We start from the raw sequence: 20,467 nt of genomic DNA on the forward strand, positions 1-20,467 counted from the left end.
TCGATATGACCCATTCTTTCGCGACGGACTTTAGAGTGAGTTACCTCGACCCCGCACTTATCGCAAACCACACCCTTGTAACGGATGGACTTGAACTTACCGCAGTAACATTCCCAGTCCTTAGTGGTTCCGAAAATTTTCTCGCAGAAAAGACCGTCTTTCTCGGGCTTTAAGGTCCGGTAGTTGATGGTCTCTGGTTTTTTCACTTCTCCGTAGGACCATTCTTTGATCCTGTCGGGAGAAGCGAGGCGGATTGTAATCGATTCGAAGTCGTTATGGGATCTCATATCTTATGCGTTCTCTATAGTCTCGAATTTAATTTTCTTCTTACTCTTGGAATATTCATCTTCGTAGTCGGAAATATCAACGGTGTTTCCTTCCGAGTCGGTGATGATGATATCCAGAGCAAGCCCTCTAAGCTCTTGAACCAATACGTTGAAGGATTCGGGGATACCAGGTTTGATGGAATGGATTCCCTTTACGATCGCTTCGTAGATTCTCGCACGTCCGAGCATATCGTCGGACTTGATGGTCAACAATTCTTGCAGAGTATGAGAAGCGCCGTAGGCTTCGAGAGCCCAGACTTCCATCTCCCCAAGACGCTGACCCCCGAACTGAGCCTTTCCTCCGAGCGGTTGTTGCGTCACCAGAGAGTAAGGACCGGTCGATCTTGCGTGGATCTTGTCTTCCACCAAGTGAGCGAGTTTTAAGATGTAGATATAACCGCAGAAGACTTCGTTCATAAAAGGAAGTCCGGTTCTACCGTCATACAATTTGAATTTAGAATTCAGAGGAAGGTTCGCCTCTTTGCAGAAATTATCCACGTCGGTTTCTTCAGCGCCGTCGAAGACCGGAGTTTCAAAAGAAATTCCGAGTTTGCTCGCCGCAAAACCCAACTGAGTTTCAAAAATCTGACCGAGGTTCATCCGCGAAGGAACGCCTAACGGGTTTAAGACGATGTCCATCGGAGTTCCGTCTTCCATGTAAGGCATATCTTCTTCCGCCATCACGCGGGCGACGACCCCTTTGTTTCCGTGACGTCCGGCCATTTTATCCCCGACCAGAAGTTTTCTTTTTCTGGCCACGAATACTTTCACCATTTCTTCAACGCCGGCCGGAAGTTCGTCTTGATTCTCGCGTGAGAATCGTTTGATATCGATGACGGTTCCTTCAAAACCGTTCGGCATTCTGAGAGAAGAATCACGAACGTCCTTTGCTTTTTCACCAAAGATAGAATGAAGAAGTTTGTATTCCGGAGTCAGGTCGGTTTCCCCTTTCGGAGTCACCATTCCCACGAGAATGTCTCCCGGTTTTACCTCCGCGCCCACGCGGATCACGCCGGTTTCATCCAGATCGCGGAACGCTTTGTCCGAAAGATTTGGAATGTCTCGAGTGATTTGTTCCGGGCCGAGTTTGGTTTCTCTGGCTTGGATCTCGAATTCTTCGATGTGAATGGAAGAGAAAACGTCGTCGCGGACGATTCTTTCGGAAATCAAAATCGCGTCCTCGAAGTTGTAACCTTCCCAAGGCATAAACGCCGCGAGAACGTTTCTACCGAGCGCGAGAACTCCGTTGTCCACCGCCGGACCATCCGCAAGGACGGTCCCCTTAACGAGAATATTGCCGATTTCGTCTAACTTTTCGCCGGTGACGATTTGTCCCGCAAGAGTAGTTCCGCGTTTTACTTCGTCTCCGGAAGAAACGATAGGAGCGTACTGTTTGCTTCCGATCTGGAGAACGTATTCTTTTACTTCTCCGTTTTCTCCGGTGACTTCGATTTTTTCTTTGGATACTTTCGAAACTTTTCCGTTAAAATCGGAGTGAACCACGCCTACGATCGGCTTTTGATTGAAGCAGGTTCCTTGGTTTGTCTTTTTGAATTTTGTAAGATCGTAGGTATCGGATTCTTTTCCGCCCTTTCTTTCCACGACAATTCTTTCCGCATCCACGGAAACGACGACACCGTCGTGTTTGTTCACGATACAAATTCTCGAATCGTAAGCGGCTCTGGTTTCCATTCCCGTTCCGACAAACGGAGCTTCTTCACGGAGAAGAGGAACCGCCTGACGTTGCATGTTGGAACCCATCAAGGCGCGGTTTGCATCATCGTGTTCCAAGAAAGGAATCAGAGCGGTGGAAACCGAAACTACTTGCAGAGGAGCCAAATCCATATACTGAATCTCACTCGGGTTACGGAAAGGGAAGTCCCCTCTGTGACGAGTGGAGATCAATTTGTTTTTGAGTTCTCCTTTTTCGTCGAGAACACCCGATGCTTGTGCGATATAATGATATTCTTCTTTGTCCGCGGTAAGATGTTCGATCTGACCGGTGACTTTGGAGTTTTTCACCGTTCTATAAGGAGTTTCCAAGAATCCGTAGTCGTTCACACGAGCATACGAAGACATGGAAAGAATCAGACCGATGTTCGGACCTTCCGGAGTTTCAATCGGACACATTCTACCATAGTGAGAATAGTGAACGTCGCGCACTTCCATACCCGCTCTGTCTCTCGAAAGACCGCCGGGACCGAGTGCGTTCAATCTTCGTTTGTGTGTCAGTTCCGCGAGAGGGTTTGTCTGATCCATAAACTGAGAAAGTTGAGAAGAACCGAAAAATTCGTTGATCACGGCAGTGATCGGTTTGATCGAAATGAGAAGTTGAGGAGTTTGGGTTTCAATCTCTTGAACGGTCATTCTTTCTTTGATCACTCTTTCCACTCTGGAGAATCCGGTCTTGAGCTGGTTGGAAATCAACTCACCGACGGAACGGATCCTTCTGTTGCCGAGGTGATCGATATCGTCCGGATAATAATTCTCGGTTTCGGAGAAGAGGTTCAGAATGTAACGAACGGTTTCGATGATGTCCGCAGGTCTTAAAACGCGGGATTTTTCACCGGAGAATTCTTTCGGATTGTTGAATTCGAACTTGGAATTGATCTTATAACGGCCCACGTCTCCGAGATCGAAAGTTTTCGGAGAAAAGAAAAGACGAGTCAATTCGGTAGTCGCGTTCTCGATCGTAGAAGGTTCACCCTGACGCATGAGAGAATGGAATTTTAGAATCGCATCCTCGTAGTCGTTCACACCGTCTTTTTCAAGAGCGTTGATCAGAATCGGGTTATCCTTTCCTTTCGGAAATTCGATCAGTTCGACTTCCTTCACCTTCATCTCTTTCAAGATGGAGATATTGTCCTCGTTGATCTTGGAACCGGCTTCGAGCATGACCTCTCCGGTTTCCATGTTGATGATATCGTTGATGGTTCTTCTTCCGAGAATCTTTTTCAGATCTTTGGAAGTGGCGCCCGCGATTTTTTCTTTTCTGGAACCGTAGAATAAACGAAGAACCTCTTCGTTGGTTCCGTGCCCTAACGACTTGATCAAAAGAGTGGCCGGGAATTTTTTCTTTCTGTCGATTTTTGCAATCAGAATTCCCTTGTTGTCCATTTCGAATTCCAGCCAGGATCCTCTATAAGGAATCACTCTGGCGGAGAAAACGTCTCTTTCCATATCGTAAGAGAAGAAGATACCGGGAGAACGGTGAAGCTGGGAAACGACTACGCGCTCCGCACCATTGATGATGAACGTTCCCTGTTCGGTCATCACGGGAAGATCTCCCATGTAAACCGTTTGTTCGCGGATTTCTCCGGTTTCTTTGATGATTAACCTGATGACTGCTTTTAACGGAAGTGCGAATGTCGCGTCCGTGTCCTTACATTCTTGAGGAGAACGTTTCGGTTCTCCGAGAATATAATGACTGTATTCCATGATCATGTCATTGTTGGGACTTTCAATAGGAAAGGTCTCCCGGAATACAGCTTCTAATCCTTGATGCTTTCTTTTGGTTTCATCCTTAACGTCTGTCTGAAGAAACCAGTCAAAAGAACGCTTCTGAATTTGAATCAAGTTAGGAAGGTAATCCAGATTCGTAATTTTTCCGAAGTTTACCCGTTTTCTCTCTACTTGACCGTACATTCTTTGTGCTCCCTATCGATTATGAAAAAAACTATGACCTGTATAAACAAGATGAACCTAAATTCTTGCCTCGGGCAAAGAAGAAGGAATCGGACTCTTTCAGAGTAAGACCTTTTTTGAGAAAAGATACCAAAATTCCGAAAGGCTGTAAATACAAACGAGCAAGGGGGCCTGAAACCAGGCCTCCTTGCCGTGAGTGAAAGGATTTTTTGAAAGCTAGCGCTAACAGAGCTCTAACGAAACGATTAGCTCGCTTTGAGTTCGATCTGTGCGCCAACGCCCTCGAGTTTCTTTTTGAGGTCATCAGCTTCTGCTTTAGAAACGCCTTCTTTAACAGACTTTCCGCCAGCTTCAACGAGGTCTTTCGCCTCTTTCAATCCAAGGCCGGTGATTTCTCTTACGAGTTTGATCACTTCGATTTTCTTATCGCCAAAACCTTTCAGAATGACGTTATAAGTGGAAGCCTCTTCAGCCGCCGCTCCGCCGCCCGCTGCAGGCGCCGCAGTCGCTACTGCAACCGGTGCTGCAGCAGAAATGCCGAATTTATCTTCCATTTTTTTAACGAGGTCTGCAGCCTCAACTAAGGTTAGTTTTCCGATTTGCTCTAATAGCGCTTCTGTAGACATTTATATGCTCCTTTGATTCCGTTTAGTCGTTTTGCTATTTAAAAAATACGTTATGCGTTGTTCTTTTCCGCAACCGCGTTGATCGCTCTTGCAAGAGACGCGATGATCTGGTTGAGACCGGACGCAATCGTTCTTGCAGGTGCGTTGATTCCACCGGCGATTTGAGCGAGAAGTTGTTCGCGGCTTGGAAGTCCTGCGATCGCTTCTACACCTTCCGCATCCAACACCGAACCGTCCATATAACCCGCTCTTACGATGAGGTTCTTGTTGTTCTTAGCGAAGTCTTTACAGACTTTCGCAACGGCAGGGAGATTTTCGCCTGCGAAGATCGCAGCCAGTGGCCCTTGATACTCTGGTCCAAAAGAAATGTTTTTGTCTTTGTGACCTTCCGATTCTTTCAGGGCTCTTAAGAAAAGATTGTTCTTGAGAACTTTCATCTCAGAACCTTCCTTTCTCAATTGAGCGCGAAGACCGGTAATTTCTTCCACGGTCAATCCTGAATAGCACGCAAGAATGAAGTTATTCTTCGCTTCTAACTTGCCTTTGAGTAATGCGACTGCTTCTACTTTTTCCTGATTCGCCATTTTCTATAACTCCAAATCTTGTCCAGGTCAGACGGAAGTATTGACCAGTTCTTTCACGTCTACTTTCACACCGACTCCCATCGTAGGAGAAACGGAGAAAGTTTTCAAATATTCGCCTTTTGCATCGGAAGGTTTGTCGCGCATCAGAGTTTGAACTACGGTGCGGATGTTCTCGACTAACTTTGTGTTGTCGAAAGAAACTTTACCGACTCCGAGGTGAACGACACCGCCTTTATCGGGACGATATTCGATACGACCTGCTTTGAGTTCGCCTACCGCTTTTGCCACGTCGTTTGTGACGGTTCCAGCTTTCGGTTTCGGCATAAGACCTTTTCTACCGAGAATCGGACCGAGTTTACCCACGTCTTTCATCATGTCGGGAGTAGCCACGCAAGCGTCGAAGTCGGTCCAACCGCCGGCTACTTTTTCGATCAGATCCATATCTCCCACAAAATCGGCTCCGGCGTTCTTTGCGTCGTTTTGTTTGTCTCCTTTGCAGAAAACAAGGACGCGGACTTTTTTACCGGTCCCGTGAGGAAGAGAAATCGTTCCACGGATGTTCTGAAGAGATTTATAATTCACTTTCGTAGAAATCTCGAGAGTTCCGTCAAACTTTGTATAGGAAGTGGACTTTGCGAGTTCCACGGCCTGATCGATATTGAAGAATTTTGTGCTATCTACTTTTTCTTTGAGAGCTCTGTATTTTTTTCCGCGTTGCATGTTCTTTTCCGGCTCCTATTAATCTACGGTAACGCCCATAGAACGGCAGGTTCCCGCGATGATATTCACGGCCGCGTCCATGTCGTTTGCGTTGAGGTCTTCCATTTTTGTTTTGGCGATCTCTTCGAGTTGTTTGCGAGTGATCTTTCCGACCTTGTGAGTGTGAGGAGTCGGAGAACCCGTTTCCAAACCGATTGCTTTCTTCACAAGAAGCGCCGCCGGAGGAGACTTAGTGATGAATGTAAAACTGCGATCCGAAAATACGGTGATCACAACCGGAAGTTTCAATCCGATCTGTGCTTTCGATCTTTCATTGAATTGCTTGCAGAATTCCATGATGTTAAGACCGGCCTGACCAAGTGCCGGACCAACGGGAGGTGCCGGGTTTGCTTTTCCCGCTTCTACCTGAAGTTTAATCTGCTTTACTACTTTTTTTGCTGCCATGGATAGAACGCCTGCTTCCTTTGTTCTTTCTCTTAATTTTCAGTTTTAACCTGAAGATAATCCAGTTCCACAGGAGTTGATCTCCCGAAGATTTCTACTTTTACACGAAGCCTTCCCTTATCCGGAAAGATTTCGTCGACGAGTCCCGTAAAATTCGCGAAAGGCCCGTCGATAATTTTTAAAGAATCCCCTACTTTGAAGAGGATCTTCGGAGCTACCGGTTCTTCATTTGCGACGTCGCCGGACTCGGAGAATAAATTTTTCACCTCTTCCAAAGAAAGCGGCTCGGGACCACCGTCTTTGGATCCTACAAAAGTCGAAACGGACGGAAGAGACTGGATCAAAAATCGAGTATCGTCATCCATATCCATTTCGATCAGAACGTAACCGGGCATCAACTTCCGTTTGGTTACTTTCTTTTTGCCGTTTTTCATTTCGGCAACATCCATGGTCGGTATCTTAACCTGGAAAATTTTCTCTTCCAGCTTCTTCTGCTGAACGAGCTTTTCTATATTCTTCTGAACCTTATTCTCGTGACCGGAATAAGTCTGAAGGGCGTACCACTTTTTTGTTCCCATGGAGATAACTTAAAGATTCCTTCCGATCTTACCTTAGCTGCCCTGTTCCCAGAACCAGGTAAGGAGCTTTACAAATGCCGAATCCGCAAAAAACAGGAAAATGGAAAAAAAGAAGACAGTCACTAACACCACGACTGTGGAATAGACAACTTCTTCGCGGGTAGGCCACTGGACCTTTTCCAATTCCGCTTTACATTCCTGTATAAAAGTAGTTACTTTCACGATTTCCTGCCAGATGTATTGTAGGCCGACGCAGAGAGAGAAGAATCTTGCAGGCCCGGAGAGAATCGAACTCCCACCAAGGACTTTGGAGATCCTAGTTCTACCACTAAACTACAGGCCTGTATATTTCTTAGCCCTCTGCCAGGCTTGAACTGGCGACCCCTTCCTTACCATGGAAGTGCTCTACCACTGAGCTAAGAGGGCAATATTCCTTCCGGCTCTCTGCTAAAAGATGCCTAGGAATTCACAGTATTTTTAAGGTGGGCTAGACGTCAATCAAATCCGGCATAGAATTTGCTAATTACCGTTTTCTGATCCGTTTGACTGCAAAAATGGGAAACCGGAAGTGTGGGAACTCCCAAAAATTACAAAAAATCCCGGACCTGGGAGCGAAAGCAGAGAGAGCAAAAAATTACACGGAGTTTGCAACGGAACTCCCATGGACCGGGAAGGTGTTTTCACCTAAAGACAAGAGTCGGCGAAATTAATTTTCGTACAAGAAAAATCTCGGATTCAGATTCGGAGATCCGGATTTTTTTACGGATCTTTTTTTGAAAAAACGGCGAGCTCGCAACTTCGGAAATGGACAAGGTTTTACGGCTTTTCGGATATGGTCTTTTAGGCGGGTTGGGTCTAAGAATGCCCCTTCTATCCACATTCTCAGCCAATGAATTTTACATGGAATAAGGAGTTCCTACTTTATATGAAGTCTGACCGGGCGGGCATCGTGATTTGAAAATGAAAGAACATAATATTTACGGCTGTGCTTTTTGTTCTCGGAGATTCAATCGTCCTTTGTTTTTCCCGAGGAGTTCCCGCAAATTTCAAAGTATGAGGTCTTTTCTTTTCTTTTCTTCGGAAAAGAACCGTGATGTATGCGACATAAGATTCTTATAAGCGCATAAAAATGAACTTCCGCAAAAGTGGCGTTTTACGCTTCGAAAAAACAGAATGCGGTTCGACCGCTGCAAGATCAAAATCTCTCGAATCGTTTTCGAATGATCCCTATTTCAAGGCTTCGAAATGAAAAGTAGGAACTCCAACTCTTAAAAATTTCACAAGAAAAGATCCGATGATTGAAAACATACTCTTTTTCTTAGAACCGGAAATCGAAAAGCCTCTTTGAATCGACGACGGTTTACGTTATAAATAACCCCTGCCTCTTTGGAAAATAAGAATGATAAGATTCTATCCCAAAACCGATACGGAATATTCCAGCTTAACCTTTCCGACGAAGGAAAATAATATTTTTGAGGCACGCTGCAAGCGAACCGAAAGACCATTCATTTTGAAAATGAAAACAAAATTTAGATGGCAAGTGCATTCTAAAATTCTAAATTGAAAATCCGAATGAAAATCCTATCGGTGATTATCCCTGTGCAGGAAGGCGATTCTGAATCCGAAATCCTCTTGAGGGAACTCCCACGCTTGATTCCGGAGGAATGGGAAGTCGTCATTTCCCCATCGTCCGAAAAAGAAAATCGAGCAAAGGCCCTCAATTCCGGAGTCAAAAAGTCGCAAGGAGAATTTCTTTGGTTCCTTCATGGCGACAGCAGAATCGGTACAGAAACGATCCAATCTTTGCAAGACGCAATTTCAAACTTTCCGGAAACATTACATTATTATAAACTTCGATTTTATCCGGAGAGTTTAAGAATGAAGATCAACGCGACCGGGGCAAACATTCGGTCCTGGCTCTTAAACTCTCCGTTTGGAGACCAAGGACTTTGCATCCGAAAAGATATTTTTCTTCGGCTTGGAGGATTTAACGAGAAGACTCCCTATGGAGAAGATCTCCTTTTTGTCTGGATTGCGCTCGAAAATGGGATTTCTTTACGCAGAATCGATTCCTTCCTGAGCACGAGCGATCGTAAATACAAGAAGAACGGTTGGTGGAAAATCACACTCCTTCATCAATTTCTTTATTGGAAATTGGCTTTTTTCCACTTTTTAATTAGAAACGATAGGTTTCCGAAAATATAATTCGATTTCTCAGGATATCTTTTGAGTAGAACTGCGGCAGACCCCATATCGAACCTTTAAACTTTCCGCGCAGCCGAGCCTGATTCTTCTATCGTCCAGTCGCAGTCTTCGTAAAAACAAAAGAGCGCAAATAAAAACAATCGTAAATGAATTAACATTTAATAATATTCTAATAATCTATAGAAACCCGTTAAGACTGAAATCCGTTCTTTTTGTGAGTTCCGTCGCAATAAGGCTTATTCGAGGATCCGCCGCATCGACAGAGATAAGTTTCCGTAACTCTATGAATCGTCCTTCCTGTTCCTGTGCAGAGTTCCAAATTTCCGGTTATTTTCAGCGGCCCATTTCGAGTCGGCTTGATCGTAAGTTTTCCGTTTCTAACGAATAGAGGCGAAGATTCTTCGGTTGAAGGTTCGCCCGTTGCGTGAAAATCGATTTGGTTGTGACTCGAATCGCAGAAGGGTTTGTTTTTTGAAGCGCCGCAGCGGCATAACGTTACGCGAAATCCAAGATCCTTTTGATCTGCAATTTCCAAATCCGCGTGAAAAGCGAGTGGTCCGTTCTCGCGGACTCGAACTATATTTACGATCGGCGCTTTTTCGTTTTCCGAGTCCGGACCGTTCTTATATTGGATCGCTCCGGATGGACAGTTGAGGGCCAAATTTTGAACTTCTCCGATCGAAGCCCGATCGGGATAAATCCATTCCCCTTCCACGTTCGGAACAAAAACATCGGGTCTGCTGAGAACACAATTTCTGGAATGAATACATTTTTTTCCATCGAAGCGTATGCTTGTTTCTTTTCCGTTTACGATTTCCATTTTCCGACTCCTTCTCCTCGAGCCTAAAAACTATAACCCGATTTCTAAAATCAGCCAAGCAGAATCGTTTACGGATTTTAAAAAGGTAGCCGATCGGAAATTTCTTTCCTCTTAAGAATCGATCCAAAAATGAGTACTCAGATTTAAAGTAAGGTTAGAAATCGGATTCTGGGGGATTCGTATGGGTTTGTTTTGGGGTTTTATCGGAGTTCTGATTTTTAGTCTTACTCTTCCGGCAACAAAATTGACCGTAGGATATTTCGATCCTCTCTTCGTAGGCTTGGGAAGGGCCGTGCTCGCGGGAGTCCTTGCGGTCTTCTCGTTAAAACTTACAAAAAACGTTCTTCTTCCGATCGAAATTCTTCCTCGTTTAATCATTGTAATGTTAGGCGTAGTGATCGGATTTCCAGTTTTTTCGGCGTATGCCCTTCAACACATTCCTTCTTCGCACGGAGGAGTGATCACCGGAATTCTTCCCCTTGCAACGGCCATAGCAGGAACCGTTCTCGCAAAAGAATCTCAGACGATCCTCTTTTGGATCGCGAGTCTTTTCGGTTCCGTCATCGTCGTTTTTTATTCCCTTTGGAATCAAGAAGTCTCGCTTCGTTTCGGAGATCTTTTTCTTTTTATGGCGGTTCTTTCCGCTGCGATCGGATACGCGGAAGGAGGAAGACTTTCAAAAATATACGGGGGATGGAAAGTAATTTCCTGGTCTTTAGTCCTTGCTTTACCTTTCGTAACGCTCATTTCCATCTTTACGTTTCAAAAAGACGACTTGGAAGCTCCCTTCTCCGCTTGGTTCGGATTTTTATATACCGGAGTATTCAGCATGTTCTTGGGTTTTTTCGCCTGGTACAAAGGTCTTGCGACGAGCGGAATCGGAAAAGTGGGACAGATTCAGTTGTTACAACCATTCCTAACGTTCTTTTTCTCGGCTTTGATCTTGTCGGAAAGAATCGATTCTTCCATGATCTCGATCGGCTTAATGGTCGGCTTTTCCATCTTTTTAGGAAGAATCCGCTTTCAAAAAAAGGCAACTCCTCCTAAAAATCGGAAGATTCAATAACTTTAGTACATTTTAATATTTTAAACCTCTGCGGACATTCCGTGCGAGGAATCGTCCGTCAGAATTTCGAACGCGGCCTTCCTCTTTGAAGTCAATTTAATAGAAGAGACGTCCTCTTTTCTTTTTATGAAAATTTCTGCGTTTGCGATTTTACTATTGAGGCAGTATTTCCATCCTCCGGGGGGATTCCAATATTGAAGACAAGCAAAGTCTTGTCGATCGGCAAAAATTCTTCCCTTGATGGAAATTTCATTCGAACTCGCTCCGAAATTCCAATCGAAATAACGATACTTAGCCCGGCCAAATCCTTGAAGCGGGTGATTGAGTTTATAATCTTTTCCTCGGAATCGAAATACGATCGGAGTAATGGCGGGAGTCCAAAATGGTCCGATTCTTAGTTTTGCAGTCGCGAGCTCGAGAAAAGAATCGGCTTCTTCCTCGAAGCCGACGACTTGTCCCCAAGCGTAACGATCCGTATGCTTCGATCCCCAATTGTGATTGTGACTTCCGATCCAATCCTGCAATACAACCTCTTCGTTTCCTAGTTTGAGAGTTCCTGAAATTTTTATGGAAGGATTTCCGACTAACACCTTCGCTTTTGGAAAACCTCCTTCGTAAAGATTTTCAGGGAAGAGAAACAAAGGAGGACTTCCGCCCGAGATCTTTAGATCCCAGAAAAAATTTTCAGGTCCTTTTTTATTTCCCGCTTTTCCGATCAGATAAGAATCCGTCAGTTCCGAACCTCCGATCGAAATCAAAAGAGGAGAAGATTGAAAAGAACAGGAAGCGATCGGAAATTCAGATTTGGAAACGAAATGAGAATTTTTTTCTCCGTCGAAATAGATCGCCCAAAGTTCTCCGATCGCTTTTCCAGGATTTCCCTTCGGGGAAAATATCGTATAACGTATCCAGACGGCCTTTGCGAGAGAAGGATGATTGGCTCTTACAAACCAGCTTTCGTAGTGACCTCCAGGATCGTTCGCCTTGAATCTTGCATAGTTAAAATTGGATCCGATTCCGCCCATAATGCCTCTTTATTCTTTTCTCTTTTAAAATTTCTTTGTAAGAATTTTGCCGGCGCCTTTGTAAAAAAGAAGCCCGGTTCTTATTAAAGGATCGGCCCTACTCCCTCAAGAAGAATTCCGATTTCCTTTCGGAATTTTTTCTTTTGAGAATTTTAACGGAGAAACATTTAGAATATCGGTTCGGATCATTCGGGGCTTTTCGTTTAAGCGCATCAAACCAAAATCGATTCAGTGGAAAACGAGCCCGTTTTTTTCGATGGTAATCGATCCAAGTCTGAAATTCCCAAAATGAAATCGTGAACTACGGAAATAATTTTTCTATCACTTCTGAAACGGAGATTGTGCAGGCCGTTCGAAACTACAATCCGGGAGTATCGAAGATTTTGAACGGATCGGCAAAACGATTTTGAATATTCTTCCGGAACGTTTCACAGGATTTCAAAGAAACCGACTCTGCGACAGATTCTTAACGATATGAGAAAGACGGGGCGGGTCGCACGTCCGATCCTTCTCCTATTTAACTATATTCATTTAATTGAATGTATGAAATCATAAATTGCGGTCTTCAACTGAAACAATCCGGGTTCTTCGTAAGGAAAATGCCCCGCCCCTTCCAAAAGGACGAACTTTTTATCTCCGGGGATCCGATCGAAAAAAGGCCGACTGAGGGCCAATGGAGTCCAAGGATCGATCCCCGGATGCGCTAAAAGAATCGGACATACGTTAAACGATTCCGGTTCCAACTTCGGCTGAAATTCCGAAATCGTTTTCAACCAACGAAAGTTGACCTCTGCGCCTCCCGCATAAGGATCCTCCGAAAACACTTTAGAAAAATCGGGATCGTTTGTGATGAGTTCCATCTTGCTCAACCATCGGATCGGAAGATAGAGATCGTTCGTCAACCAGCCGAGACGGAATGCCAAATGAGTCCCCAAAATTCTTAAAAACCGATTTTTAGAAACAGCGTCCTGCACCTCGGTTCTCCTGAGGTCGGCGAGAGTCGTCACGATCAAACCCTGTACGTTTCCGTTCTCCGCAGCGACGTGATAAGCAAGCATTCCTCCTATGCTGAGTCCGAAGAGAAAAATTTTCGTTTTGGGTTTTCTTTCCGATTCAATCAAGTCGTTTAACAATAAGACCCAGTCGCCGTATTCCATTTTAAAATTTTGATCCGTCAGAGTAAGACCGAAACCGGGAAGATCCGGGGCGACGACTTCACATCCGAAATCGAAGACCGGCTTCGCGATCGAACCTAGAATTCTTCCGTTCCCTCCTCCTCCGTGAATCAATAGAACCTTACAATCGGAATTCGGATTCTCATATCGATCCAGATGAACCCGAACATCATTCCAAGCCCAGTATTCCTCCTTCGGAAGTTTACCGTCTTTTACCTTCAGACTTTCCGGAAGGAATTTTTGGTATCTCTGCCAATGGGTCGTGTTCAAATAACTTCCTCCTCTTTCGGAAGGAGAAATTTTGCAGCAATAAAAAGCGAGAATGCTCAAAAGTACGAATTTCAGTTTCATACTTTCCACGCTTTCTGAAAAAGTCTCTTTTTGTATAACTGGAAAACGTTCTTCTTAATTTCAAAACTATACAGGTGTCAATTTTTATGTCCGAAAAGATCGAAAAACAATACAACGCTATCATCGAAGCCTTCCTTGCTCGTTTCCTAACTTTAGATTATTCTAAGATTACGATCGGAGACATTGCGGAAGATTCGGGAATGACGAGAGCGAACTTTTACAGTTACTTTACCGGCAAAGAAGAACTTCTCTGGAAAACGTTTAAGTATGTTTTTTTGGAAAACAACGAGAAGGTAAAAGAGTTGAATGCGGACACACTTTTATCAGAAGGGAAACCACTCACATTCTATCTATTTGAAAACGTTAAAAAGAATCGAGAGTTCTACAAACGGATTTTTCAGGAGACGATACCTTACGAATTTCACAGCAAACTTTCCGACTTTTTATCGGAAGAATCGTATCGAACGCATCTGACGTTGAGAGAAAGATATTCAAATCCTTCCTTTCCTTATCGTTATATCTCGCATTATCTTTCCGGCGCGGTACAGGGTTTATTATCCCATCTATTGCGGAACGATTTGAATTGGGACTCGGAAACGATCTCGAATTGGTTTACTTCGCTTGCCGCTCCGGGAATTGTCAGTCAACTCGATACCGATTAGGGAAGAATCGGATTCTTATTTTTGAATTTACTCGGGCAATTTGAATTTGGGGAGAGAAAGGTTGTAGCGAACCGCGACGATTCGAATTAAAACCACAAGAAGGACGGAAAGGCCGGTGTTCCAATCCTCTTCTATATGCAAATATCTTAATGCAATATAAAAGACCGCTCCGGCGATACAAGCGGTCGCATAAATTTCTTTCCTGAAGATCAAAGGCACTTCGTTGATAAGAGTGTCTCGAATCACGCCGCCGAAGATTGCGGAGACCATTCCTAATATCACGGAGCCGAACGGATTGACTCCGGCTGCGAGAGAAATTTTGGTTCCTATCACGGTATAAATTCCGATTCCAATCGAATCAAAAAGAAAAATTTCCCTGCGAAAACGAACCCAATAACGCGCGAAAAGAATCGTCAATAGAAATCCGAAAAAGATAGCCCAGAGAACGTTTTCGTCTCGAACCCAGGCGACGGGATAATTTCCGAGGGTGATATCGCGAAGGGTTCCTCCTCCGATCGCGGTGATAAATCCCGTAAAAAACGCGCTAAAGATATCATTGTGATGTCCTTTTTTTTCCGCGGCGGCCAACGCGCCCGATACGGCGAAAAACCCTACGCCGGCGAGTTCCATATAATATGATAAATCCATAATGTACTTTCTATTCTTTTAAAAACGGGTAAAATTCTTCGTTTAAATCCGTAATGTATCGTTTTTATTTTGCAGTTTTTTTTCAAGAAAGCGTTTTCGATTTTTGCAAAAGGCGCCCGCCTTAATTCTATCTCGAACGGACTTGAAGTCCGATTTCAACCTTTTTTTAGCCGACTTCATTTTGCCGGAAGTAGGCGAATTCGAATTTTTCGAAATTTCAAAGAATCTTTACTTCCAATTCTTAAACCGATAAAAATGATCCGAAGGATTTTAAATTCCCAAGAGCGGTTTCAAACTTTGTTCCGTTCGGATAAATGCCGGATCAATTCCGAAAGCGTTTGAACGTCTCCGTCCTCTTTTTTTAAATAAGACCTCCAACCGAGCGATTTGGGAACGACCACGTCGAGTTCAAATTTATCTCCGCAATAAACGAGCGCACCGGGCGGAAGGTTTACAAGTCTCATCGCTTCCTCGAAAATTTTCGGAGAAGGCTTTTCGTATCCGAATTCCGCGCTTACGATCACAGGATTCAAATGTTCTAATATTCCTTTGGAATCGAGCAGATCTTTCAGACGATGATCCCAGTTGGAAATGACTCCGAGTCCCCAGCCTTCCGTTTTACAATAATCTTTGAGTTCCCAAAAACCCGGATCGATCTCCCAGAGTTCGGGATCGGCAAATCGATTGTAGATGATGGGGAAAGCTTTTTCGAGAGGAACGCTTCCGGGGATTCTCGAAAGAAAGTCGTTTAACAATTCTTTCCACCAGCCCGGAGTACCGCCGGGATGAACTTGATATTTGTCCCGATGATCGGGAGGCGCGTTCTCGTTCATCTTGTGCCACGCTTCGGAGAAGGCTTGTCTGAATATTTCTCCGGAGTTCTCTTCCTTTTTTAAACCCGCTTCCAAAAGTATTTCGAGATAGGTTTCTCCGGCCGCCTTTTTCAAATGAAGAATGGTATCCCCTACATCCAAAAACAAATAACGATTGTGATTCACAAGACTGAGTTTTGAGAACCCTTTCCTTTTTGCATCCCGCTTTCGAAAGCGATTCTTCTAAAATCAAAAAGGACTTGTAAGAGAAATTCCAAAGTTCATTCTAAGAGTCTATGTCAGGTTCAAACTTTTCCATTGGAATCTTTATTTTTCCGGGTGTCACACAACTTGACTTCACCGGTCCCTTCGAAGTGTTCTCAAGAATTCCGAAAGCAAAGGTATTCTTGTTTGCTCAATCGAAAGAAACGATCGCTACGGAATCAGGAATGAAATTCATCCCCGACTACGATTTCTCTACTTGCCCCGAGCTGGATATTCTTCTGGTCCCCGGCGGTTCGGGGACCACACATCTGATGGAAGATTACGAAGTTTTGGAGTTTCTTAAAAAGAAGGCGGAGAATTCTAAATTTATAACTTCGGTTTGTACCGGTTCCTTGGTTCTCGCAGCGGCCGGACTTCTGGACGGTTACAAGGCGACGACTCATTGGCTTTCCTTGGATGTCTTAAAATTATTTCCGGTTCAGATTTCAGGCGAACGTTTCGTCAAGGACCGCAATCGAATCACGGGCGGCGGCGTCACCGCGGGAATCGATTTTGCCCTTTTTCTTACCGCGGAATTTTTCGGAACCGAACTTGCGGAAGAAATTCAATTGATGATAGAATACAATCCTGCTCCTCCGTTTACTTCCGGCCATCCCACGACTGCGACTTCTCATCTCGTGGATAAGGTGAAAGGAAGTCGGGAAACCGCACAAAACCGAAGAAAGGCGGCGGCGATTCGAGTTTTAGAATCTCGTTCTAAGTCCTAAAAAGAACTTTTTGGTAAAAAGGGGGAAATGTGGGAACTCCCTCTTTTTTAGGGATTTTTTAAAAAAAATTCCCGCCAATATAAGTCCTCTTCTTCATTCTCTTTGATCTTAATTCTTATAGAAAACGCAGATTCCAAGACAAAGAGACATAATTCTTCAGAAGAGACTGAAAAAGTAGGAACTCATACTTTTCTAATACCACGGGAAAGTCTTGACTCTTGGTTACAAATAACTAATTTTGTTACTTGTAACCAAAAAAGGAGAAACCCAGATGAAACAAAAGAAATTAGGAAAGAACGGTCCCGAGGTTTCGGAAGTTGGGCTCGGTTGTATGGGAATGTCGGATTTCTACGGAAACAAGGAAACGAGAGATCGCTCCGAAAGCATTCGAACAATCCACGCCGCTCTGGACGCGGGAATCAATCTTCTCAACACCGGGGATTTTTACGGAATCGGTCACAACGAACTTCTGATCTCGGAAGCCTTGAAAACGACTTCGGCAAAGCCTCTGATCAGCGTAAAATTCGGCGCTCTGAGAACTCCTCAAGGCGGCTTTAGCGGATACGACGTAAGACCGGCCTCAGTGAAGAATTTTGCGGCATATTCTCTGGTCCGTCTGGGCTTGGACGTGATCGATATCTACCAACCTTCTCGCGTAGATCCGAGCATTCCCATCGAAGAAACCGTCGGTGCGATTTCCGAACTCATAAAGGAAGGAAAGGTCCGCTACTTAGGTCTTTCGGAAGCCTCTCCGGAAAATATAAGAAGAGCTCATAAGATTCATCCGGTGACGGCGCTCGAAATAGAATATTCTTTGGCGACGAGATTCATTGAGAAAGAAATTCTTTCTACCGCAAGGGAACTCGGAATCGGAATCGTTCCTTATGGAATTCTTTCCCGAGGATTACTTTCCGGAAAGATCTCCGGAAATCTGAAGGAAGGAGATTTTAGATCTCATTCTCCCCGCTTTATGGGAAAAAACCTTGAATCCAATCTGGATCGAGTCAATGTGCTTCAAGAACTCGCAAAGGAAAAAAACTGCACGCCTGCGCAACTTGCGATCGCTTGGGTTCTTCATCAAGGAAACGATATCGTTCCCTTGTTGGGATCCACAAAAACGAGCAGTCTGAAGGAAAACTTAGGAGCGCTCTCGATTGAATTGAGTCCTGAAGAATTGAAAAGAATCGACGATTCTTTTCCGGAAGGTTCCTTTCAAGGAGAACGTTATCCGGCACCTCAGATGCAGACGGTAGCAAAATGATATATGCCAAGAACGGGCTTAACGCCGGAAGAACTCTATAACAAAGCGCTCGATTCCACCGAAACCGAAATCCGCAAGAATGGGGTCGAGCGTTTGAAACTGACGGACATTGCGAGGGATCTCAAGGTGAGTCACGCGGTTTTATACAAATTTTTTTCGGATAAACAATCCCTCCTGGACGAGGTTTCCAAGAGATGGTTGGATAGAATCGATCGTGAGCTGGAAAGAATTTCGGCAAAAGAAGAATCAGTCGATTCAATCCTGAAAGAATGGTTTCTCACTCTTCATTCCATGAAACGGAAAAAGATTCTCATGGATCCCAAACTTTTCGTAGCTTTCAATCTTTCCGCAGAAAAGACGAGACCTTTTGTCGTTTCTCACCTTTCCACAATGTCCCGACTTTTAGAAGAATTGATTTCGAGAGGAATGAAATCGGGTTTGTTTCATTGTTCGAGCGCTAAGGAAGGCGCGAGAATTCTTTTTGAAGGAACGGCCGCGTTCCATCATCCGAGACTTGTCTTAGAATCGATTGATCAAGAGCGAACTCCTCTTTTAGAATCGCTCCTTGATACTTTGCTTTCCGGTTTGAAAACGAAATCTTCTGAAGGACGTAAAAAGTAGGAACTCCTTCTTTTTAAAATCGAAGAGAATGTTTCCTGGGAACAATGGGAGTTCCGACTTTCCTTTTTCCGAGAAACAACCTCTTCGGAACGATTGTTGATATCAAAAGGATTCTTTTATGATTCTTCCCAAAGACGGGAGGATTTCGAAACCAAGACTTTGTTTGAAAATCCAAGAAGTGCGGGAACTCCCTGATTTTTTTGTATAGGAGGATCTTTTCCCGAATCCGAAGTCCCAACCAAATTTTAGAACCCCGCAAAAACAAAAAAACGCAACCGATTTCATAAGAGCTCCGACATACTATAGAGATTCTGAATATTCTAAATCTCTCTTATAACGAACGAAGTCCAAATGCAAAACCGGATCCGAAATCCATCTCATTGGAGTTTAAAAATTCGATTTTTGATCCGGCATTTCTCAAATTCAACGAATCGGGTGAGCCAGAAGATGCGGTTCGTCCAAATCTTTCCAGAGCGCGGAGTTTCCGATCGTAATCGATGTTTCGTGAATCTCCCGTAGGAACTCCTCTTCCTTTGTCGGATTTTTTTTCTTGTCTTTCGAATCGAGAGATTCCTTCAAACTCGCGAGAATTTTATCCAAAAGAAAATGGATCGGTTTATCCCAGATCGCGGACGTAGTTACGATCACGATTCTCCTGTGCGGAATCACATAGACAAACTGGCTCCCCTTTCCGTTCGCCATAAAAGTTTTTTTACCTTCGAACTGATGAGTCCAGAGTTGGTATCCGTAATTTTGCGCGGCGCCTGGCTGGATCGCTTGTTTGACCCATTCCGATTTTAGAATTTTTCTGCCTCGAAAAATTCCATTGTCAAGATATAACATACCCAACTTAGCCATATCAATCGGCTTCAATCGAAGTCCGAAGCCCGCGGTCTGTCTTCCGGAAGGAGAAGTGTACCACTCATAACCTTTGAAATCGAGCCAATGAAAAAGAGTCCTTTCGGCAAATTGCAAAAGAGTCATGCCTGATTTATTTTCGAGAACAGCCGCAGCCAATTGAGAATCTCCGTTACTGTAATCAAACTTAGTTCCAGGTTTATCTTTGACTTCGGGTAAAAGCGCGATGACGAGCGGATCCTCCGCCGTTCTGATATCGTCCCTTTCCGGAAACTCGGACCAACGCATCCCGGAAGCCATGTGAAGAACGTCTCTCAGACGAAGAGATTCCTTTCCTTCTAAAAGTGGGAAAGGCAGATTTCCAAGGGAACGTAAGGAGTTCATCACCGGTTCGTCCACCGTCTTTAGAACCCCTTCTAAATTAAGAATTCCTAATAAAGTAGAAGTGACCGTTTTTGTTACGGAATAAACGCTGTGATTGTGATTCCGAGTGACCCCGCCCGCATAACGTTCCATTACGAGCTTTCCGTCTTTTAGGATCAACAAAGAACGGACTTCAATTCCTTCGTCTCGAATGGATTTTGATAAACGAATTAGAGGAACCGAATCCAAAGACACATCCTCGGGAAGCGCAATCTGAAATCCCTCGTAAGGAGTCCGATCCAGTCGTTTCGGAGGGAAAGGGCGCAAAGCGCTTTTCAAATGGATCTCTCCCTCCGGTTGAGTGGACGCGCAGGAAAGAATCAATCCGATCCAAATTAGAATAAGAACCTGTCCCAAAACTGGGACAGAACCTTGCAGCTTGATCTTTCCGACAAAATAAAATAAGGTTTTGGGACGCGCTGTAAGCCAAATTCTCATAGATTCATTCAGTCTCGTATCATCGACTTTCAAATCGATTCTTTTTCTTTTGAAAATTATTTTTTTGAAATTTCTTTCCTTATTTTCAACAGCCGCAGGTATTGATTCGTTTCTCTCAAAACGACTAACTTGAAAAAACGAAAGTTTTGCATCATTTCTAATCCGAATGTCAAAATCATTGGCTGTT

At 44.2% G+C, this 20,467-nt stretch carries 20 protein-coding genes and 2 tRNA genes; 6 read left to right on the forward strand and 16 right to left on the reverse strand.

The window, feature by feature from the left end; translation table 11 throughout:
- From CH376_RS14980 to CH376_RS15025, 10 genes are all read right to left on the reverse strand, one after another.
- The coding region (locus CH376_RS14980; protein WP_133124666.1) for a hypothetical protein at nucleotides 1–287 on the reverse strand (287 nt) is incomplete at its 3' end.
- A gap of 3 nt (nucleotides 288–290) precedes the next feature.
- Nucleotides 291–3,971, reverse strand: coding sequence for a DNA-directed RNA polymerase subunit beta (rpoB, locus tag CH376_RS14985; protein ID WP_100784880.1), 3,681 nt, complete (start codon nucleotides 3,969–3,971; stop codon nucleotides 291–293).
- A 245-nt stretch (nucleotides 3,972–4,216) separates the two neighbouring features.
- Complete coding sequence (rplL, locus tag CH376_RS14990; protein ID WP_100784879.1) at nucleotides 4,217–4,597, reverse strand: 50S ribosomal protein L7/L12; 381 nt, start codon at nucleotides 4,595–4,597, stop codon at nucleotides 4,217–4,219.
- 50 nt (nucleotides 4,598–4,647) lie between these two features.
- A complete protein-coding gene (rplJ, locus tag CH376_RS14995; RefSeq protein ID WP_100784878.1) occupies nucleotides 4,648–5,181 on the reverse strand; it encodes a 50S ribosomal protein L10 in 534 nt (177 codons plus the stop codon).
- A gap of 27 nt (nucleotides 5,182–5,208) precedes the next feature.
- Nucleotides 5,209–5,901, reverse strand: coding sequence for a 50S ribosomal protein L1 (gene rplA / locus CH376_RS15000; protein WP_100784877.1), 693 nt, complete (start codon nucleotides 5,899–5,901; stop codon nucleotides 5,209–5,211).
- Nucleotides 5,902–5,919: 18 nt separating this feature from the next.
- Complete coding sequence (rplK, locus tag CH376_RS15005) at nucleotides 5,920–6,345, reverse strand: 50S ribosomal protein L11 (RefSeq protein WP_100784876.1); 426 nt, start codon at nucleotides 6,343–6,345, stop codon at nucleotides 5,920–5,922.
- 32 nt (nucleotides 6,346–6,377) lie between these two features.
- Nucleotides 6,378–6,923, reverse strand: a complete 546-nt coding sequence (gene nusG / locus CH376_RS15010; RefSeq protein WP_100784875.1) for a transcription termination/antitermination protein NusG — start codon at nucleotides 6,921–6,923, stop codon at nucleotides 6,378–6,380.
- Nucleotides 6,924–6,956: 33 nt separating this feature from the next.
- A complete protein-coding gene (gene secE / locus CH376_RS15015; protein WP_100784874.1) occupies nucleotides 6,957–7,145 on the reverse strand; it encodes a preprotein translocase subunit SecE in 189 nt (62 codons plus the stop codon).
- A 50-nt stretch (nucleotides 7,146–7,195) separates the two neighbouring features.
- Nucleotides 7,196–7,266, reverse strand: a tRNA-Trp gene (locus tag CH376_RS15020).
- 11 nt (nucleotides 7,267–7,277) lie between these two features.
- Nucleotides 7,278–7,349: transfer RNA gene (locus tag CH376_RS15025), tRNA-Thr, on the reverse strand.
- 1,146 nt (nucleotides 7,350–8,495) lie between these two features.
- Between CH376_RS15025 and CH376_RS15035 the strand changes: the two genes are divergently transcribed.
- The gene (locus CH376_RS15035) at nucleotides 8,496–9,128 is read left to right on the forward strand and encodes a glycosyltransferase (RefSeq protein WP_100784873.1); all 633 of its coding nucleotides are present in this window, start codon (nucleotides 8,496–8,498) and stop codon (nucleotides 9,126–9,128) included.
- A gap of 190 nt (nucleotides 9,129–9,318) precedes the next feature.
- Here the strand turns inward: CH376_RS15035 and CH376_RS15040 are convergent, their stop codons facing one another.
- Nucleotides 9,319–9,948 (reverse strand): CDGSH iron-sulfur domain-containing protein, encoded by a 630-nt coding sequence (locus CH376_RS15040; protein WP_100784872.1) that lies wholly within the window; start codon nucleotides 9,946–9,948, stop codon nucleotides 9,319–9,321.
- Nucleotides 9,949–10,129: 181 nt separating this feature from the next.
- Here CH376_RS15040 and CH376_RS15045 point away from each other — a divergent pair, with 181 nt between their 5' ends.
- On the forward strand, nucleotides 10,130–11,014 hold the full coding sequence (locus CH376_RS15045; protein ID WP_100784871.1) for a DMT family transporter: 885 nt from the start codon (nucleotides 10,130–10,132) through the stop codon (nucleotides 11,012–11,014).
- 20 nt (nucleotides 11,015–11,034) lie between these two features.
- Here the strand turns inward: CH376_RS15045 and CH376_RS15050 are convergent, their stop codons facing one another.
- Together CH376_RS15050 and CH376_RS15055 are read right to left on the reverse strand one after the other, a co-directional pair.
- On the reverse strand, nucleotides 11,035–12,039 hold the full coding sequence (locus CH376_RS15050; protein WP_100784870.1) for a hypothetical protein: 1,005 nt from the start codon (nucleotides 12,037–12,039) through the stop codon (nucleotides 11,035–11,037).
- A gap of 527 nt (nucleotides 12,040–12,566) precedes the next feature.
- Nucleotides 12,567–13,565 carry an alpha/beta hydrolase gene (locus tag CH376_RS15055; RefSeq protein WP_243394689.1) on the reverse strand — a complete coding sequence of 333 codons (999 nt, stop codon included), beginning with the start codon at nucleotides 13,563–13,565 and terminating at the stop codon, nucleotides 12,567–12,569.
- 86 nt (nucleotides 13,566–13,651) lie between these two features.
- Here CH376_RS15055 and CH376_RS15060 point away from each other — a divergent pair, with 86 nt between their 5' ends.
- Nucleotides 13,652–14,227: a TetR/AcrR family transcriptional regulator gene (locus CH376_RS15060; protein WP_100784868.1), complete on the forward strand. Its 576-nt coding sequence runs from the start codon at nucleotides 13,652–13,654 to the stop codon at nucleotides 14,225–14,227.
- A 27-nt stretch (nucleotides 14,228–14,254) separates the two neighbouring features.
- On the opposite strand, the gene CH376_RS15065 is transcribed toward CH376_RS15060, so the two are convergent.
- Both CH376_RS15065 and CH376_RS15075 read right to left on the reverse strand, forming a co-directional pair.
- The gene (locus CH376_RS15065) at nucleotides 14,255–14,875 is read right to left on the reverse strand and encodes a trimeric intracellular cation channel family protein (RefSeq protein ID WP_100784867.1); all 621 of its coding nucleotides are present in this window, start codon (nucleotides 14,873–14,875) and stop codon (nucleotides 14,255–14,257) included.
- 290 nt (nucleotides 14,876–15,165) lie between these two features.
- Complete coding sequence (locus CH376_RS15075) at nucleotides 15,166–15,873, reverse strand: HAD-IA family hydrolase (protein WP_100784866.1); 708 nt, start codon at nucleotides 15,871–15,873, stop codon at nucleotides 15,166–15,168.
- A gap of 110 nt (nucleotides 15,874–15,983) precedes the next feature.
- Between CH376_RS15075 and CH376_RS15080 the strand changes: the two genes are divergently transcribed.
- From CH376_RS15080 to CH376_RS15090, 3 genes are all read left to right on the forward strand, one after another.
- A complete protein-coding gene (locus CH376_RS15080) occupies nucleotides 15,984–16,679 on the forward strand; it encodes a DJ-1/PfpI family protein (protein WP_100784865.1) in 696 nt (231 codons plus the stop codon).
- A 271-nt stretch (nucleotides 16,680–16,950) separates the two neighbouring features.
- A complete protein-coding gene (locus CH376_RS15085) occupies nucleotides 16,951–17,940 on the forward strand; it encodes an aldo/keto reductase (protein ID WP_100785037.1) in 990 nt (329 codons plus the stop codon).
- Nucleotides 17,941–17,943: 3 nt separating this feature from the next.
- Nucleotides 17,944–18,561 carry a TetR/AcrR family transcriptional regulator gene (locus CH376_RS15090; RefSeq protein ID WP_100784864.1) on the forward strand — a complete coding sequence of 206 codons (618 nt, stop codon included), beginning with the start codon at nucleotides 17,944–17,946 and terminating at the stop codon, nucleotides 18,559–18,561.
- A gap of 423 nt (nucleotides 18,562–18,984) precedes the next feature.
- Here CH376_RS15090 and CH376_RS15100 read toward each other — a convergent pair whose 3' ends face one another.
- Nucleotides 18,985–20,280 (reverse strand): serine hydrolase domain-containing protein, encoded by a 1,296-nt coding sequence (locus tag CH376_RS15100; RefSeq protein ID WP_100784862.1) that lies wholly within the window; start codon nucleotides 20,278–20,280, stop codon nucleotides 18,985–18,987.
- Between the last annotated feature and the right edge of the window lie 187 nt (nucleotides 20,281–20,467).

Source organism: Leptospira adleri (assembly GCF_002811985.1).
In the GTDB taxonomy this organism is placed as follows: Bacteria; Spirochaetota; Leptospiria; order Leptospirales; family Leptospiraceae; genus Leptospira; species Leptospira adleri.